The 14,722-nt window shown below is 70.4% G+C and carries 10 protein-coding genes; 3 read left to right on the top strand and 7 right to left on the bottom strand.

Annotation, left to right across the window (positions count from 1 at the left end; translation table 11 throughout):
• Nucleotides 1-18 precede the first annotated feature (18 nt).
• From ABGB16_RS28080 to ABGB16_RS28050, 7 genes are all read right to left on the bottom strand, one after another.
• Nucleotides 19-1,338, bottom strand: a complete 1,320-nt coding sequence (locus ABGB16_RS28080) for an AGE family epimerase/isomerase (protein ID WP_347671100.1) — start codon at nt 1,336-1,338, stop codon at nt 19-21.
• Nucleotides 1,335-3,926, bottom strand: coding sequence for a glycoside hydrolase family 2 protein (locus ABGB16_RS28075; RefSeq protein WP_347671099.1), 2,592 nt, complete (start codon nt 3,924-3,926; stop codon nt 1,335-1,337). The genes ABGB16_RS28080 and ABGB16_RS28075 overlap by 4 nt, the downstream gene beginning before the upstream one ends.
• Before the next feature lie 52 nt (nt 3,927-3,978).
• Nucleotides 3,979-4,890: an ATP-binding cassette domain-containing protein gene (locus tag ABGB16_RS28070; protein ID WP_347671098.1), complete on the bottom strand. Its 912-nt coding sequence runs from the start codon at nt 4,888-4,890 to the stop codon at nt 3,979-3,981.
• On the bottom strand, nt 4,887-5,813 hold the full coding sequence (locus tag ABGB16_RS28065) for an ABC transporter ATP-binding protein (protein ID WP_347671097.1): 927 nt from the start codon (nt 5,811-5,813) through the stop codon (nt 4,887-4,889). The genes ABGB16_RS28070 and ABGB16_RS28065 overlap by 4 nt, the downstream gene beginning before the upstream one ends.
• Nucleotides 5,810-6,745: an ABC transporter permease gene (locus ABGB16_RS28060; protein ID WP_347671096.1), complete on the bottom strand. Its 936-nt coding sequence runs from the start codon at nt 6,743-6,745 to the stop codon at nt 5,810-5,812. The genes ABGB16_RS28065 and ABGB16_RS28060 overlap by 4 nt, the downstream gene beginning before the upstream one ends.
• Nucleotides 6,746-6,880: 135 nt before the next feature.
• Nucleotides 6,881-7,870: an ABC transporter permease gene (locus ABGB16_RS28055; RefSeq protein WP_347671095.1), complete on the bottom strand. Its 990-nt coding sequence runs from the start codon at nt 7,868-7,870 to the stop codon at nt 6,881-6,883.
• Between the two features lie 38 nt (nt 7,871-7,908).
• Nucleotides 7,909-9,585, bottom strand: a complete 1,677-nt coding sequence (locus ABGB16_RS28050) for an ABC transporter substrate-binding protein (protein ID WP_347671094.1) — start codon at nt 9,583-9,585, stop codon at nt 7,909-7,911.
• 409 nt (nt 9,586-9,994) lie between these two features.
• Between ABGB16_RS28050 and ABGB16_RS28045 the strand changes: the two genes are divergently transcribed.
• The 3 genes from ABGB16_RS28045 to ABGB16_RS28035 all read left to right on the top strand — a co-directional run bounded on the left by ABGB16_RS28045 (nt 9,995) and on the right by ABGB16_RS28035 (nt 14,594).
• Nucleotides 9,995-11,269, top strand: coding sequence for an ROK family transcriptional regulator (locus ABGB16_RS28045; RefSeq protein ID WP_347671093.1), 1,275 nt, complete (start codon nt 9,995-9,997; stop codon nt 11,267-11,269).
• 53 nt (nt 11,270-11,322) lie between these two features.
• Nucleotides 11,323-13,479 (top strand): alpha-galactosidase, encoded by a 2,157-nt coding sequence (locus ABGB16_RS28040; protein WP_347671092.1) that lies wholly within the window; start codon nt 11,323-11,325, stop codon nt 13,477-13,479.
• A gap of 101 nt (nt 13,480-13,580) precedes the next feature.
• Nucleotides 13,581-14,594, top strand: a complete 1,014-nt coding sequence (locus tag ABGB16_RS28035; protein WP_347671091.1) for a UDP-glucose--hexose-1-phosphate uridylyltransferase — start codon at nt 13,581-13,583, stop codon at nt 14,592-14,594.
• The last annotated feature ends 128 nt before the right edge of the window (nt 14,595-14,722 follow it).

Raw genomic sequence — 14,722 nt, 5'->3', positions numbered from 1 at the left:
GCACGTCCACGCGATCTCTCACGCCTGCCGCCATCCGCCGTCAGCGCTCACCGAGAAGACGAGCAGCCCCTCGCGGAGCGCCCGTGCGAGTGTGGGCGCGAGCGGCAGGCGCGGCAGCAACGTGGCCTGCACCGCGTGGTAGACGTCCGGTTTGCCGGGCCACACGGTCGCGGCGGGCCTGTTGTGCCGGTCGAGCTCATGCCACCACGAGCCGCCCGTGCGGTCGAGCAGGTGGCGCTCGGCATAGTCCCACCAGGCGGCGTAGCGGTCGGCGAACCGCCGCTCGCCGGTGCGTCGGTACAGCGCCGCGGCGGCGGCGATCGCCTCGGCCACCACCCAGTGCATCCGCTGGCGTACCACCGGTGTGCCGTCCCAGTCGGTGGTGTAGACGAAGCCCTCCGCGCCGTCGGCGGCCCAGCCGTCGTCGACCGCCCGGTCGAACAGGCGCACCGCCGCCGCGGCGAGGACGTCGTCGGCGCCGACTGCGGCCTCGACGTGCAGCAGCAGCCGCGCCCACTCCAAGCCGTGCCCGGGTGTGGCGCCGTACGGCTTGAAGGGGTCGTCCGGCTGGTTGCGGTTGAGGCCGAGTTCTGGGGCCCAGTCCGGCCCGAAGTGTTCGGGCAGGCGCCCGTCGTGGGCGGCGGCGAGTTCGACGACGAACCGTGCCGCCCGCGCGGCACGGTTCCGCCAGGCGGCCGCTCCCCCGCCGACGGCGGGCGCGTCCGGGGCGTCGAGCACCTCGACGGCGTCGGCCACGGCGAGCAGCGCCTCGACGGAGTGCATCGTGGCGTTGAGGCCGCGGTAGTCGTCGGGCCGCGTGAAGTCGGCGTCCCAGGTGTCCACCGGGCGACCGGCGGCCTCGTCCCAGAACCGCTCCAGGTAGATGTCGGCGGCGTCGGCGAGCAGCGTGGTGCCGCCGGGCCGGCCGGCGAGCACCGCGGACGACGCAGCGAGCAGCACGAAGGCGTGGTCGTAGCAGGACTTGCCGGCGGCGCGGTCAGGGACACCGTCGGGTCCGAGCGCGTGGAACCACCCGCCGTGCTCGGCGTCGCGCAGCCGGCCGGTCAGGCCCCTGAGCGCGGCGTCGGCGACGGGGGCGCTGCCGGGCACGCCGAGCAGCACGCCGAGCGAGTACGCGTGCGTGGTGCGGGCGGTGATCCAGGTGCGCACGCCGTGTGTCGGGTCCGGCCTGCCGGTGGCGTCCAGGTAGGCGGCGCCGCCGTCGGGCAGCGCGGACTGCGTGCCGAAGGCGAGTAGGCGGCGGCACTCGGCGTCCAGCCATGCGTGGTGGGCGGGCAGGGCGAGCCGGTCCACGGGGACGCCCGGGGTGGTGGTCACGGAAGGGTCCTCTCCGACGGGGCCAGGAGGTTGTTGGCGCAGCGCACGGCGGCGGCGAAGGCCTGCGGGTCGCCTGACGGCGACGTGACGCGGAAGGTGACGGACCGGCCGGCCCGAAGGTTCACCATGCCGTCGTTCACGGTGGCCGCGGGATCGACCACGTCGGCAGGGCAGAACACGTCGCGGGCGTAGGACGTGGCGGTCACGTGCAGCAGGCAGCCGCCGTCCGTTGGCACGGCCTCGACCTGCAGCGGCTGGGGGTCGAGGCGCTGGCCGAGCACCTCGGCGCCGTGCCGGAACGCCGGCGCGAACCCTGCTGTGTCGTCGTCGGGCTCGGCGACGATGACCTCGGTGGCGGGATCCCCGAACGCGGCGACCTCGTCCGGAACCGTGAGCGTGACCGCCCCGCGCGCGAGCACCGACGCATCCAGCTCGGCCTTGGCGAGCACCGTGCCGTCGAACGTCTCCCGGGTCACGGTGAAGGTGCCGCGGAACGCCTCGGCGGTGTCGTTGACGAGCACGAGCGCGAGGGTGTCCGCGTCCGGCTCGAGCCCTTCCCACGCGGTGGCCCACGCCTCGGCGGACACCCGCGGCTGCAGTGTGGCCAGGCGCGGGGCGTACGCGGCCCGCAGGGCGTACCAGAGGGGCTTGCGGCGCTCGGCGAAGTCGATGGCGGCCCAGGACACCACCGGCCAGTTGTCGTTGAGCTGCCACAGGATCGTTCCGGTGTTGTGGGGCGTCAGGGAGCGGAAGTGTTCGACGCCGAACCGGATGGCGTGGGCCTGGTTGAGCTGGGTGGTCCAGTGCCAGTCCTCGATGGTGGCGGGGTCGGGCAGGTAGCCCTTCCACCCGCGCTCGAGCTTCGCGTTGCCGAGGTTGGCCTTCTGGTGCACCAGCATCTGCGGGCCGAACGGGTCGAGCGGCTCGTCGTGCACCACGGCGGTGAGGGTGGCCCAGGCGGGCGGCGCTTGGAAGCCGAACTCGGAGACGAAGCGCGGCTTGTACCGGGCGTAGACGGTGTAGTCGGCCCGGTTCCACACGTCCCAGATGTGCATGGTGCCGTAGCGCTCGTCGTTGGGGTGCCGGTAGTCGCCGAACGAGTACGGACTCGCCGGCGAGTAGGGGCGGGTGGGGTCGAGCTCGGCGAGCACGCGCGGCAGCAGGTCGCTGTAGTAGGTGTCGCCCCAGCCGCGGCCGTCCAGGCGGCCGGGCCAGCCCCAGTCCACCGAGCCCCACGTGTTCTCGTTGTTGCCGTTCCACAGCACGAGGGACGGGTGGGGGCTGAGCCGTGTCACGTTCTCGCGGGCCTCGGCCTCGATCTCCGCCCGCATCGGTGCGTCCTCGCTGTAGGCGGCGCAGGCGAAGAGGAAGTCCTGCCACATCAGCAGGCCGTGCTCGTCGGCGAGGTCGTACAGGTCATCGGACTCGTAGATGCCGCCGCCCCACACGCGCAGCAGGTTGATGTTGGCCGCCAGCGCGTCGGCCACGCGTCGGGCGTACCGGTCGCGGTCGATCGCGGTGAGGAACGCGTGATCCGGGATCCAGTTGGCACCCCGCACGAGCACCCGTTCGCCATTGACCCGGAGCAGGAACGGCGCCCCGGCCTCGTCGGGCGTGGTGTCGAGCTCGACGGTGCGGAAGCCGACGCGCCCGCACCAGGACGCGACGTCGCCTGCGGCGCACGCCTCGACCTGCACGCCGTACAGCGGCTGGTCGCCGTACCCGACGGGCCACCAGCGCCGCACGTCGGGCACCATGACGAGGACGACGGCGGACGTCTCGCCGGCGGGCACGGTGCCGCTGACGGTCAGCGTCCCGCCGTCGGGGTCGGTGACGGTGACGACGAGCGAGACGTCCTCGTCGGCGCGTACGCCGTCGCGCTCCACCTCCACGTGCACCCTCAGCAGGCCGTCGTCGCGGCGGCCGGCGCCGTCGCTCCCGCGCGTCGGCACCACATCCACGAGCGGCCGTACCGAGGCGATGCGCACCCCGGACCACGAGTCGAGCCCGATCGGCTTCCAGATGCCGGCACCGGCGACGTCGATGCCCCAGTCCCAGCCGAACGAGCACGCCATCTTGCGCAGCTGGTTGTACTCGTGGTGGTTGACGCGCGGCAGGGCGCCGTGGCGCTGAGCCCGCGCCGTCGCCTCGGGCACCGGAGCGGCGAACGTCACCGTGAGGGTGTTCTGCCCCTCGCGCAGTGCCCCGCGCACGTCCCAGCGGTAGGAGCGGTGCATGTTCTGCGTCCGCCCGACCACGTCGCCGTTGAGCTCCAGGGTGGCCACGGTGTCCAGCCCGTGAGCCACGAGGTCGTGGCGCGCCGAGGCATCGTCGGACCAGGTGAACGTCGTCGAGAAGCGCCACGCCGTGTCGCCGATCCACTGCTGCGCGGCCTCGTTGGCACCGTCGAACGGGTCGTCGATCAGGCCGGCGCGCCGCAGGTCCAGGTGCGCCTCGCCGGGCACGACGGCGGGTACGCCGTCTGCGAGCGCTACGGCGACGGCCGCGGGAGCATCGTCGGGGAGGGAGGGGGCGGTGAGGGTCCAGCCGTGGTGCAGGGCACGGAAGGTGGAGGGGAGGTGAGCCATGAGTGTCCTCGGGTTCGGAACGATCGGGAAGAGCGGGAGCGGGGCCTGCAGGTCAGCCGACGGACATGCCGGTCGCCATGGCCGACGGCACCCCGGCCTCCTCCCACCGACGGGTGCGGTGGTCGTAGCAGACGCTGTTGTCGATCGCGTCGCGGTCCACCGTCATCGCGGCCGTGATCCGGTCGAGGCGCTCGGGATCCGGCGCCGAGCTCGCCAACAGCTTGGTGTAGGCGTGGTGCGGGTCGAGGATGACCGCGTCGGACGGCCCGCGCTCCACGATGCGACCGCGGTAGAGCACGAGGATCTCGTCCGAGAAGTGCCGGGCGGTGGCCAGGTCGTGGGTGATGTACAGGACGGCGAGCCGATCCTCCCGCTGCAGGCGGCCCATGAGGTTGAGTACCCCGAGGCGGATCGAGACGTCCAGCATGGACACCGGTTCGTCCGCGATGAGCACCTGCGCCCCCGGCGCCAGCGCGCGTGCGATCGCGACGCGCTGCCGCTGGCCGCCGGAGAGCTCGTGCGGACGGCGCGGCGCCACGGTTTCGGCGGGTGCGAGGTTGACCCGTTCGAGCATCTCCAGCACGCGCTCGTGTGTCTCGGCGCCTGTGCGGGTGCGCTGGTGGATGCGCAGCGGGCGGGCGATGTGGTGCTCGATCGAGTGGAAGGGGTTGAGGGAGGCGAACGGGTCCTGGAAAACCATCTGCACCTGCCGCCGGTACAGCGACCCCTGCACCGGAGTGCCGTCGTCGAGACGCACGTCGACTGTGCCGGACGTGGGCGTCTCCATGCGCGTGAGGATCTTGGCAATGGTGGACTTGCCCGACCCCGACTCGCCAACGAGGGCGACGGTGCGCCCGGGGATCAGGTCGAAGCTGACGTGGTCGACGGCACGCAGCCGCGTGCGGCGCAGGCCGGTACGAATTCTGTAGTCCTTGACGAGGTCGGTCACGTGGACGCGGGTCATGCTCGCTCCTCGATGGTGCCGTCGGCCGGGACGGCGGTCTCGTCGACCCCGGTGCGGATGAACGCGCCGCGCGCTCCGGACAGGCTCGGGAACGAGCCGAGGAGCTTGCGCGTGTACGGATGCTGCGCGTGGCGGTACAGCAGGTCGGCCGCACCAAGCTCGACGATCTCGCCCGCCAGCATGACGGCGATCCGGTCGCTGATCTCCAGCAGCAACGGCAGGTCGTGCGTGATGAAGACGACGGCGAAGTCCAGCTCGTCGCGCAGCCGCACGATCTCGCGCAGGATCTCACGTTGTACGACGACGTCCAGAGCCGTCGTGGGCTCGTCCATGATCATGATCTGCGGCTCGAGCAGCATCGCCATCGCGATCATGACTCGCTGACGCATTCCTCCCGACAGCTCGTGCGGGAAGGAGCCCAGTCGCCGGGGGTCCACCCCGACACGTCGCAGCACCTCTTCGGACCGCTCGCGCACCTCCGCCCGCGACAGGCCGGGGCGGTGGGCCAGCAGGGTGTCGCGCAGCTGCGCTCGTACGGTCGTGACGGGGTTGAGGGCGTTCATCGCCCCCTGGAACACCATGGAGAGCTTCTCCCAGCGGAACGCGCGCAGCTCGTCGTCCGTCAGGGCCAGCACGTCGATGTCCTCGCCGCCGTGGTCGTGAAACGTCACGCGCCCGGACGCGATCCTGGCGGGTGGGCGGTGCAGGCGGTTGATCGCGTACGCCAGGGTGGTCTTGCCGCACCCGGACTCGCCGGCCAAGCCGAGGATCTCCCCCCGGTGCAGGGTCAGGCTCGCGTCGCGGACGGCCGTGACCGGCTCGTCCACCTCGTACACGACGGTCAGGTGCTCGACGGTCAGGACGGCGTCGGCCCTCGACCCGCGGGCAGCGGGAGCCTTGTCATGCAGGAGCGTCGTGTTCATCGCGGGGACACCTCCGAGACGGTCGAGCGGGAGGCACGGGTGCCCGTGGCACTTGTCCCGCGTCGTGCCAGCTCCCGCTCCATCCGCGCGACCTGCCGTGCGCGCTTGCGGTACCGGCGGAGGTTCTTGAGCTTGGGGTTGATGATCTCGTCGATCGAGAAGTTCACCAGGGACAGGCCCATGCCGAAGAGCGCGATCACCAGGCCCGGCGGCACGAACCACCACCAGGCGCCGAGCGACAGGGCGAACCCGTTCTGCGCGTAGAAGAGCATCGTGCCGAGCGTTGAGGAGTTCGAGGCGCCAAGGCCGATGAACGACAGGCCGGCCTCGCCGAGGATCGCGGCGATGATCGCGAACACGAACTGGGAGGCGATGACAGGCAGGAGGTTCGGAAGGATCTCCACGACGATGACCCGCCAGGGCTTCTCGCCGGCGACCTTCGACGCGGCGACGTAGTCGCGGTTTCGCACCGAGAGCGTCTGTGCACGCAGCACCCGCGCCGACGCGGCCCAGCTGGTCAGGGCGAGCACCACGACGATGGTCCACAGGCCGCGGCTATCGCGCGGCACGAAGCCGGAGATCACGATGACCAGGGGCAGGCCGGGGATGACGAGGAAGACGTTCGACAGCAGGGAGAACGCCTCGTCGACGAATCCGCCCCGGTAGGCGCCGTAGATTCCGAAGAACGCCGACAGTGCGGTGGCGAGGATGCCGACGAGCACGCCGATCTGCAGGGAGCCGCGGGTGGCGTAGGCGAGCTGCGCGAGTACGTCCTGGCCGGTCTGGGTGGTGCCGAGCGGGAACTGCGCCGACGGCGGCGTGAGCCCTTGGTCCCGGATCTGCTGGGGGTCGCCCACGAAGTAGATGGCGATGAGCCCGAAGAGTGTGATCCCGACGACCAGCACAAGACCGATGGCCAGCCAAGGGGTCATGGAGGGCAGGAGCATGCGCCAGCCTGCCCGTGCGGGGCGGCCCGTCGGGGCCGTCGTCCGGGTCGCTGTGTCGGCGGCGCCGGCCACGGTTGACTCGCTGGCGGGGGTGAGGTTGGTCATCGTGGTGTCCTGCCGTCAGTGCCGGGCGCGGGTGCGCGGGTCGATCAGGCCGTAGAGCAGGTCGACGACCAGGTTGGCGCCAAGCACGGCGAGCGTGATGAAGAGGAAGACCCCCTGCATGAGCGCATAGTCGTTGTTCGTCACGGCCCCGAGCAGGCGCCCGCCGATCCCGGGATAGGAGAAGACCTGCTCGGTGATGACCGAGCCGGAGACCACGAACCCGAGGGAGATGGCGAACCCGGCCACAGAGGGGAGGGCGGCGTTGCGGGCCGCGTAGGAGCGCCGGATCTTCTTCGGCGACAGGCCCTTGGCCTCCGCGGTCAGGACGTAGTCCTCGGAGAGGGTGGAGACCATCATGTTGCGCATGCCGAGCAGCCACCCGCCGATCGAGGCGAGGACGATGGTCAGGGCGGGTAGGATCGCGTGCTGCGTCGCCGAGAGGATGAACGGCGCGTTCCAGCCGGGTGTGAGCGCTACGTCGTAGCCGCCCTGCAGCGGGAGCCAGCCGAGTATCCGGGCCAGCAGGTAGGCGAGGAGCAGGGCGAGCCAGAAGTACGGAATGGCGGCCAGCAGCGTCGTGGCCGGGACCAGCGAGTCGAGCCACGTGCCGGGGCGCCAGCCGACGATCGCCCCGAGGAGCACCCCGAGCAGCGCGGCGAGGACGGTGGCGACGCCCACGAGCACCACGGTCCACGGCAGCGACGACAGGATCACATCGGAGACCTTGGCCGGGTAGTAGCTGACCGAGATTCCGAGGTCCCCGCGCACGAGGTTCTTGAGGTAGCTCAGGTACTGGCTCCACAGGGGCGCCGTGTCGTCGCCCCCGAGGAGGAGCGCGTACGCCTTGCGCGTCTCCGGGGTGACCGTGCCGCCCCGCTGCTGGAGCTTGGCCAGCAGGATGTCGACGGGGTTGCCGGGCAGGAGTCGCGGGATGGCGAAGTTGAGGGTCAGGGCGGCCCACAGGGCCACCGCGTAGAAACCCAGCTTGCGAAGGAAGTAACTCACGGCGGCGCTCTTTCCTCGGGGGCGACGTCTGGGGGCGGTCAGCGCTGGGGCTTGAGCCGCTTGAAGATCTCCGCGGCGTCGAAGGACGACCACACGGCGGGGAAGGCGTACAGGTCCTCGTTCGAGGGCCAGCCGCTGAACTTCGCGGTGTTCCACACGCTCGTCGTCCCGCCGGTCAGGACCGGGATGTACGGCATGTCCCGCACGATCGCCTGCTGGATGGTGTCGAAGTACGGCTGCCGGGCCGCCTGGTCGTTGAGCGGGAGCGCGGCCAGGTGGTCGAGCGCCGCGTCGACTTCCGGGTTGGCGTAGCGGGAGAAGTTGTTGCCGGCGGACTTACCCACGTTGGCCCCAGAGCCGGAGTCGAAGAAGTAGGTGTAGAGGTAGTACGGGTCCGGCGCAGGGCCCTGCCACAGCGAGTCGATGACCAGTTGGAAGTTGCCGTTTCCCTTCTTCTCCGTCCACTCGTTCCACGAGGACTGGGCGGCTCGCAGCTCGATGCCGGCGGCCTTGGCCTGCGAGGCCATCGTGTCGATCGCGGTGATGTAGTCCGTCCAGCCGGTGACCACCTCGACCGTCAGAGACAGCCGCTGGCCGTCCTTGGCGTAGATGCCGTCGGAGCCCTTGACCCAGCCGGCCTGCTCCAAGGTCTGCGCGGTCTTCTCCGGCTCGGCGGTCATGGGCGCCACCTTCTCCGCGAGGGTGCCGGAGACGAACTGGTCCTGGCTGGGGGTGAGCGTGAAGGCGGCGGAGATCTGGCCCGCGGTCTCCTGGAACGCCAGCTTGTTGAGCTGCGTCCGGTTGATGGCGGAGTAGAGGGCATGCCGGACGGCAGGGTCGGTCTGTGGGCCCTTGCAGCCCATCTTCACGCTGGAGCAGGTGGCGAGCACCATCTGGTTCTGCCACTGGGTGTAGGCCTCGTAGTTGGGGAAGTTCTTGTGCGTGTGCTGGATGTCCGGGATCGGCCCGGTGAACCAGTCGGTGGTGCCGGCTGCGATGGCGTCGGCCCCCGCCTGGTTGCCCGAGAGCGCGACGTAACGGATCTTCTTGACCTTCGGCTCGCCACCCCAGTAGTGGGGGTTCGCTTCGTAGGTGAAGGCCTGCGGCTTGAACTCCTTGAGTAGGTAGGCGCCGGTGCCGACGGGCTTCTCGACGACGTCCTTGGTGGGGTTGCTGGCCTTCCACAGGTGCTCGGGGACGATCGGCGTGCCCAGGACGTCGGGGCCCTTGACGAAGGCCGGCGCCTTGAACGTGAAGGTGACATGGGTGTCGTCCGCCGCCGCGACGGTGCCGTCGAACCCGGTGTTGTTGATCGCCGGGTTGTTCTTCAGCAGGTCAAATGTGAACGCGACGTCCTTCGCAGTGAAGTGCTGGCCGTCGCTCCACGTCACCCCGTCGCGCAGGGTCACCGAAAGGATCGTGCCTTCCTTGTTCCAGGACTGCTGCGTGCCCAGCAGCGGCACGGGGTCGGAGACCTTGGCCTTGTTGAAGTAGAACAGCGGCTCGTAGATCGTGCCGAGGCCCCCGATCCGCGACGGCGAGAACGGGTTGAAGTTGATCTGGTAGTCGCCCGATTGACCGGTGTAGGCCACGAGCGTGGGCTCCGAGCCGCCGGCGGACGAGGTCCCGCCGGAGCAGCCGGTTAGCACGAGGCCGAGCGCGGCCGCGCCCGCGAGCGCCGCGACGGGGCGCGGCATGCCGGTGAGAAGAGACATCTTGGTCCTTTCACGTCCGGGGGGCGATGTTCACCCGCCGTGGCCCAGGAAGGGCGTGGCCTGTATTCTTGGGCGACTTAATTTACTCCGTCAAGAAGTTGGACCAGATTGATCTCCCGAAGTTCCAGCTTGGGGACCGACGCACGGCATGCCGACAGCTACCCGGCCGCGCCCGACCGCACCGAGGGGACCCGCCCTCACCGACGGCCAGCTCATCCGGCAGGCGGCCCTCCAACGACGCAAACGAGCAGCTCAGCGCCGGTGCCGGCGCGAACTGGAGGGGCAGACGCCTGGCGCACTGTGGACATCCGGGTGGGACCACACGACGATGACACCATCATGATCACTTCGCCGTTCGACGAGATCACCACTACCGGATCTTGAATTATTTAGTTGATTACATCAAGATATGAGCTGGATGGATCACCAGAAGTTCCAGCTCCGGGACCCGACGTCTAGGAGGCTCGCCGGCATGCTCCGCAACGACGATGGCCCCGTCACCACGGGCGGGCGGATGCTCGATCTCCTGCGCACACGGGGCACACTCAGCCGGGTGGAGCTGGCCGAGCTGTCCGGCCTCACGCAGGCCACGATCACGCACGTGGTCCGCCGCCTGATCGACGGTGGCCTCGTGCGTGAGGTGGGCCGTGCGCAGCAGGGCCGGGGCCAGCCCCGGCGTCTGCTGGAGCTGGACGCGGATGCCTGGTACGCCGTCGGCGTCCAGGTCGACCGCACGACGACGACCGTCGTCGTGATCGACTTCGCCGGCCGGCGGGTCGCGACCGCCGGGTTCCGCGGTACCGGGACAAGCGGGCCGGATGCGGCCATAGCCGCGCTGGCCGACCACGTCGACGACCTGTTGCACAGCGCCGGGGTGCCGCGAGAGCGGGTCATCGGCGTGGGTCTGGTGACCCACGGACCTCAGGACCGCCAGCGCGGCGTGCTCCTCATTGCCCATCCGACGCCCGACTGGCTTCAGTACCCCCTGGCGTCGACGCTGTCGAACCGGCTCGGCCTGCCCGTCCTGCTGGAGAACGACGCGACGGCAGCGGCCACGGGCGAGCAGTGGTCCGGCATGGTGCCGGCCGACACGTTCGGGCTCATCTACCTGGGTTCGGGCCTGGGCGGCGGTGTCGTGGCGGACGGCAACGCCTACCGTGGTCGCGCCTCGAACGCCGTCGAAATCGGGCACGTGGGGCTCATGGGCGCCAGCGCCCCCTGCGTCTGCGGCAACGGTGGCTGCGCCGAGGCCGAGGCCGGTCCACGCACCGTCGTCGCGCAGGTGCTCGCACTTCCCGACCTCGCCGAGCGCCTCGGCATCAAGGCCCACGAGGAGGACACGCTCGCCGACTTCGAGCGCGTCGCGCGCGCGTGGCAGGCGGGCGACGGGGACGCCACAGCCCTCCTCCAACAGTCCGCCCGGTGGATCGGCCGGGCGGCGGTGACCATGGTGAATCTCTTCGATCTCGACACCGTCGTACTGGCCGGACCCGCCCTCGTCACCGCCGGCCCGCTCTACCAGCAGTTCGTCGAGGCGGAGCTGACCCAGCACGCGCTCGGTCGGGCGCTCAGTCTGCCTCGTGTCCTCCTCTCCGCCAACGTGGACACCGCCGCCGCCATCGGTGGGGCCCTCCACGTCCTGCGCAGCGTCCCCGTAGACCACATGGCCAGGACGCCCGCCTGACGCGACCCAGCCACCCCACCCAGTCCCGCTCGATCACGAGAGCCAGGAGAGAGATGTCGTCCCCTCACACCCCCGTACCGCACGCCGCCTGGACGGTACTGCGCCGCGACGGCGTCGCCGTCGTCCTCGCCCACCCCGCCACCGGCCTGCCCGCCGTCCTCCACTGGGGCACCGACCTCGGCCCACTCGGGGCCGCCGACCTGGAGGCCCTGGACCGAGCCACCAGCCGCCAGACGCCGCCCGGCACGCTGGACGCCGCCTGGCGCCTGCCGATCGTGCCCCAGGAGGCGGACGGCTGGTCCGGCCGGCCGGGCCTGCTCGCCACCCGCGACGGCCGGCCCCTCTTCCCGCGCTGGACGTCTCAGGTCGAACGCGAGGGCGCCGCGTGCGTGCGCGTCACCGCCTCCGACGCGGACGCCGGCCTGACCCTGAGAACCCACTTGGAGCTCGGCGCCGGCGGTCTGGTCCTCCTCGACCACGAGTTGGTCAACGAGGGTGCCGGGGCTGTGGAGGTGGCCTGGCTGGAAGCGACGCTCCCGGTGCCCAAGACCGCCGACCACCTGACCACCTTCTCCGGTCGCTGGACTCGGGAGAAGTCGCCGCTCACCACCTCGATGCCCCGGGGAACGACCACGCGCGAGTCGCGCCGCGGCCGCGGCGGGCACGATGCTCCCTGGGTGACCCTCGCGTCGACCGGGGCGCCGCGTAACCGCCGTGGTGAGGTCTGGGCGGTCCACCTCGGATGGAGCGCCGATGTCCGCCACCGGACCGACCGGGTCACCGAGCACGTCACGCTGCTCGGCGCCGGCGAGCTGCTGCGCCGCGGGGAGGTGCGTCTGGCGCCTGGTGAGTCGTACCGCACCCCGACGGCGTACTTCGCGTGGTCAGCCGCGGGGCTTGACGGCGTCGCGGACCGCTTCCACACGTGGATGCGCGCGCGGCCCCAGCACCCCCGCACTGCACGGCCGCTCGTGCTCAACACGTGGGAGGCAGTCTACTTTCAGCACGACCCCGCGCGCCTGGAGCAGCTCGCACGCCGGGCCGCCGCCGTGGGCGTGGAGCGCTTCGTGCTCGACGACGGCTGGTTCCTCGGGCGCCGGGACGACACCGCGGGCCTGGGCGACTGGCAGGTCGACCCGACGGTGTGGCCGCAGGGACTTGAACCCTTGGCGGACCTCGTCCACTCACTCGGCATGCAGTTCGGGCTGTGGTTCGAGCCCGAGATGGTCAACCTCGACTCGGAGCTGGCCCGTGCGCACCCGGACTGGCTGCTCGCCAACCCTGGGTCGGTGCCGTCGCCCGCGGGGCTGTCCTTCCGCACCCAGTACGTGCTCGACCTGGCCCACCCCGACGCCTGGGAGCATGTGCGGGCGGGTATGTCCGCGCTGATCGGCCGGCTCGGCGTCGATTTCGTCAAGTGGGACCACAATCGAGACCTGATCGAACCGGTGCACGACGGCGCACCCGGCACCCACGCGCAGACCCTCGCGGCGTACCGGCTGATCGAGCGCCTGAAGGCCGACCACCCAGGCCTCGAGATCGAGTCGTGCTCCTCAGGCGGGGCGCGCACGGACCTCGGCATCCTCGAGCGCACTGATCGGGTGTGGGCGTCGGACTCCAACGACCCCGTCGAGCGGCAGGACATTCAGCGCTGGACGGAGCTCGTGCTGCCGCCGGAACTCGTCGGCGCCCACGTCGGCCCCTCCCCCGCCCACTCCTCGGGCCGCGCCAGCGCGTTGTCCTACCGGATGGCCACCGCGCTGCAGGGCTCGGCGGGCTTCGAGTGGGACATCCTGGAGTGCACGGAGGAAGAGATCGACAGGATCGTCGCGTTCGCTGACCTGTACAAGCAGCTCCGCGAGCTGCTGCACAGCGGCACCGTAGTGCACCCGGACGTGCTCGACCCGGCGCTGCGGGTGCGTGGCGTGGTCGCGGCCGACCGCGGCGAGGCGGTGTTCACCGTGTGCACGGTCACCTCGTTGGAGGAGGCGTTGGCCGAGCGGCTGCGGCTGGACGGCCTGGACCCGGAGCGCCGATACGCGGTGCGCCTCCGCGACGAGATCGGCGCGGCGCGGTGGGGATGGGTCACGCCGGCGTGGATGGGTAAGACGCCGCTCGTCGTCCCGGGCCGGGTGCTCATCGAGGTCGGCTTGCAGCTACCCACCCTCTGGCCGGTCCAGGCGCTCGTGCTGCACCTCACCGCGGTCTGAGCGCAGGCGTCTGAGGGGCGGCACGCCGCACCGCATCCGGCGTCGTCATGCCCCTGGCACCTCTTCCCGCTTCCGTACGTCCCGTCCAACCCGGAGGTTTCATGCTCACCGCGCCGCACCGTCGGCTCAACAGGCTCACCGGCGATTGGCTGCTCGTCTCCCCACACCGTACCGCCCGCCCCTGGCAGGGGCAGACGGAAGAGGTGGTCAACGAGCGCCGGCCCGAGTACGACCCCAACTGCTACCTGTGCCCCGGGAACGAGCGGGCGGGCGGCGCCGTCACTCCCGAATACACCTCCACCTACATATTCGACAATGACTTCCCGGCGCTGCGGCCGGAAACCCCAGCCGGCCAGCCAAGTGGCGACGGACCGCTGGTGATGGAGAGCGAACGAGGAATCTGTCGTGTCCTCTGCTTCTCACCCAGACATGACCTCTCTCTCGGTGAGATGACCGTCGGCGCGATCCGGCGAGTGGTCGACACGTGGAATGACCAGTACGTCCGGCTCGGATCCATCGACTGGGTCCGTCACGTGCTCATCTTCGAGAATCGGGGCGCAATGATGGGTGCCAGTAATCCGCACCCGCATGGGCAGATCTGGGCCAACGAGCGACTGCCCAACGAGGTGTCGCGCGAGCTGCATCAGCAGCAGGTGTACGCCGCGAATGGCTCATGCCTGCTCTGCGACTATCTGGCTGTCGAGCTGAAGGACGACGAACGGATCGTCTGCGCCAACGAGCATTTCGTGGCATTGGTGCCGTTCTGGGCCAACTGGCCATTTGAGACGCTCGTGCTTCCCCGTGCTCACCAGGGGGCACTACCCGACATGGACGCCGGTGAACGCAACGGACTAGCCGACATCCTGCGGCGAGTCACCCGCCGGTACGACAAGCTCTTCGGAGTGACCTTCCCCTATTCGATGGGTTGGCATCAAAGACCCACGGACGGTGCGCCTCATTCCGAATGGCACCTACACGCGCACTTTTACCCGCCGCTACTGAGATCCGCAACGATACGCAAGTTCATGGTCGGCTACGAGCTGCTTGCCCAGCCGCAGCGCGACATCACCCCTGAGAGCGCAGCGCAGCTGTTGCAGAGCCTGCCGGAGGACTAGTGGCAACGCCGCTCGGTTAAGGTCCGGCGGGTGTTTCGCAATGGTTTGTGATGATGTCGATCGCGATGGTGGCTTTGTAGCTATGCCGGTCTACGTTGGGTCCGCGGGCTTGGTACTTGGAGTTTGAG

Origin of the sequence: Micromonospora sp. B11E3, assembly GCF_039871625.1 — a bacterium.
In the GTDB taxonomy this organism is placed as follows: Bacteria; Actinomycetota; Actinomycetes; order Mycobacteriales; family Micromonosporaceae; genus Micromonospora.
Note: the sequence above shows the minus strand (reverse complement) of the source record. Positions and strands in the feature narration are given on the sequence as shown.

Coding starts and splice junctions, on each gene's coding strand:
- ABGB16_RS28075 (WP_347671099.1), bottom strand. CDS start 3,926: ATGGCTCACCTCCCCTCCACCTTCCGTGCCCTGCACCACGGCTGGACC.
- ABGB16_RS28070 (WP_347671098.1), bottom strand. CDS start 4,890: ATGACCCGCGTCCACGTGACCGACCTCGTCAAGGACTACAGAATTCGT.
- ABGB16_RS28065 (WP_347671097.1), bottom strand. CDS start 5,813: ATGAACACGACGCTCCTGCATGACAAGGCTCCCGCTGCCCGCGGGTCG.
- ABGB16_RS28060 (WP_347671096.1), bottom strand. CDS start 6,745: ATGACCCCTTGGCTGGCCATCGGTCTTGTGCTGGTCGTCGGGATCACA.
- ABGB16_RS28050 (WP_347671094.1), bottom strand. CDS start 9,585: ATGTCTCTTCTCACCGGCATGCCGCGCCCCGTCGCGGCGCTCGCGGGC.
- ABGB16_RS28045 (WP_347671093.1), top strand. CDS start 9,995: ATGAGCTGGATGGATCACCAGAAGTTCCAGCTCCGGGACCCGACGTCT.
- ABGB16_RS28040 (WP_347671092.1), top strand. CDS start 11,323: ATGTCGTCCCCTCACACCCCCGTACCGCACGCCGCCTGGACGGTACTG.
- ABGB16_RS28035 (WP_347671091.1), top strand. CDS start 13,581: ATGCTCACCGCGCCGCACCGTCGGCTCAACAGGCTCACCGGCGATTGG.